The following is a 1,807-nucleotide window of genomic DNA, read 5'->3' on the forward strand; positions in this document are numbered from 1 at the left end:
TGCCCTCCAGTCCGAAGAGGCCGCCTCATGATCCAGGTGATCATTGCCGACGACCATACGCTGGTGCGTGACGGCCTGCGCCGCATTCTCGAAAGCGCCCACGACTTCGAAGTCGTGGGAGAAGGCTGGGATGCCGCCACCACGCTTGCGCTCGTGCGCGAACGCAGCGCCCGGGTGCTGGTGCTCGATCTCTCGATGCCGGGCCGCAGCGGCGTGGATCTCATCAAGCAGGTCAAGGAGGAGAAGCCGGAGCTGCGCATCCTCGTGCTGACCATGCACGCCGAACAGCAATACGCCGTGCGGGCGTTCAAGGCGGGCGCCTCCGGCTATCTCACCAAGGAAAGCGCGAGCGCCGAACTCGTGAGCGCCGTGACGAAGGTGGCTTCCGGCGGCGTGTACGTGAGCATGGCGATGGCGGAGCGCTTCGCGCAAAGCCTGAACGAACCCGCCGACACGCTGCCGCACCAGCGGCTCTCGGACCGCGAATTCGAGGTCTTCCGGCGCATTGCGGCGGGCGAGACCATCACCGAAATCGCGCAGACGCTCTGCGTGAGCGCGAAGACCGTGAGCACCTACAAGGTCCGCATTCTCGAAAAGATGCAGATGCCGCACGAGGCCGCCCTCGTGCGCTACGCCCTGCGCCACAAGCTGCTCGACGACCAGGACGAGCCCTGAGACAACCGCATGACCCGTGCCACGGATGCGCACGGCATCGCGGTACGGCGTCGCAGGCGTGTAGGAATCGCCCTACACGCCTTCCTTTTCGCTTACGCCAATTTCCACCGGCGCCGATTTCTTTTCGGGATGGCGCCGCCGATACTGGCTGCATGGAAGCTCACCCGACCCCATCGAAGCTGAACGTGTTCCTCGTGGAGGACGCATCGCCGGTCCGGCGCAGGATCGCCGAAGTGCTCTCCGCCATCCCGGATGTGGTGGTGGTGGGCGAAGCCGAAGATACGGCTACCGCGCTCGCGCAGATCGGGGCAAGCGGGGCCGACGTCGCCGTCGTCGATCTGCGGCTGACCGCGAGCAGCGGCATCGATCTCATTGCCCAGCTCTCGCGCCTGCAGCCGTCGCTCATCACGGTCGTGCTGACGAACCATACCGGCGCGCCGTTCCGGGCCGCCTGCGAGCAGGCCGGTGCCGGCTTCTTCTTCGACAAGACCTCGGAATTCGCTGCCGCCTGCCACACCATCGAAACGCTTGTGCAAGATCGCGCGAGTGCCGCGCGTTGAACTGGAGATAACCATGTACGCCGACCCCGTATGCGATTCCTCCCTGCCGGCGCCCTCGCCCATGCAGCGGCCGATCATTCCCCTGCACCCCGCGATGCGCGAGGACACGCCGCGCCGTGCCGTCACGCGCTGCTCCTCCTGTTCGCTGCGCGCGGTCTGCATGCCCCCGGATCTCGATGCCGCCGAGCTTCGGCGGCTCGACACCGTCGTTCTCACCACGCGCCACGTGCGGCGCGGCGAGGCGCTGTTTCGCGCACACGATGCTTTCCACAGCTTCTATGCCGTGCGCACGGGCGCCTTCAAGACCGTGGTCATGCATCGCGACGGCCGCGAGCAGGTCACCGGATTCCCGATCCCGGGCGAGCCGCTCGGGCTGGACGGTCTGAGTTCGGGCACGCACAACTGCGAAGCCATCGCGCTCGAAGACAGCACGGTGTGCGTGATTCCCTTCGGCCAGTTCGAAGCGATGTGCCGCGACAGCCGGCGCATGCAGCACCACCTCTATCGCCTGATGAGCGGCGAGATCGTGCGCGAATCGAGCCTCATGATGCTGCTGGGCACGATGAGCGCGG

At 66.5% G+C, this 1,807-nt stretch carries 3 protein-coding genes; all 3 read left to right on the plus strand.

Annotated elements, in window-relative coordinates; translation table 11 throughout:
* Positions 1–27 precede the first annotated feature (27 nt).
* On the plus strand, positions 28–675 hold the full coding sequence (locus BFE01S_RS36685; RefSeq protein WP_028229710.1) for a response regulator: 648 nt from the start codon (positions 28–30) through the stop codon (positions 673–675).
* A gap of 152 nt (positions 676–827) precedes the next feature.
* Positions 828–1,235: a response regulator gene (locus BFE01S_RS36690; protein WP_028229711.1), complete on the plus strand. Its 408-nt coding sequence runs from the start codon at positions 828–830 to the stop codon at positions 1,233–1,235.
* Between the two features lie 13 nt (positions 1,236–1,248).
* A partial coding sequence (locus tag BFE01S_RS36695; RefSeq protein WP_042340104.1) for a cyclic nucleotide-binding domain-containing protein occupies positions 1,249–1,807 on the plus strand: 559 nt, incomplete at its 3' end.

Source organism: Paraburkholderia ferrariae NBRC 106233, assembly GCF_000685035.1.
Taxonomy (GTDB): domain Bacteria; phylum Pseudomonadota; class Gammaproteobacteria; order Burkholderiales; family Burkholderiaceae; genus Paraburkholderia; species Paraburkholderia ferrariae.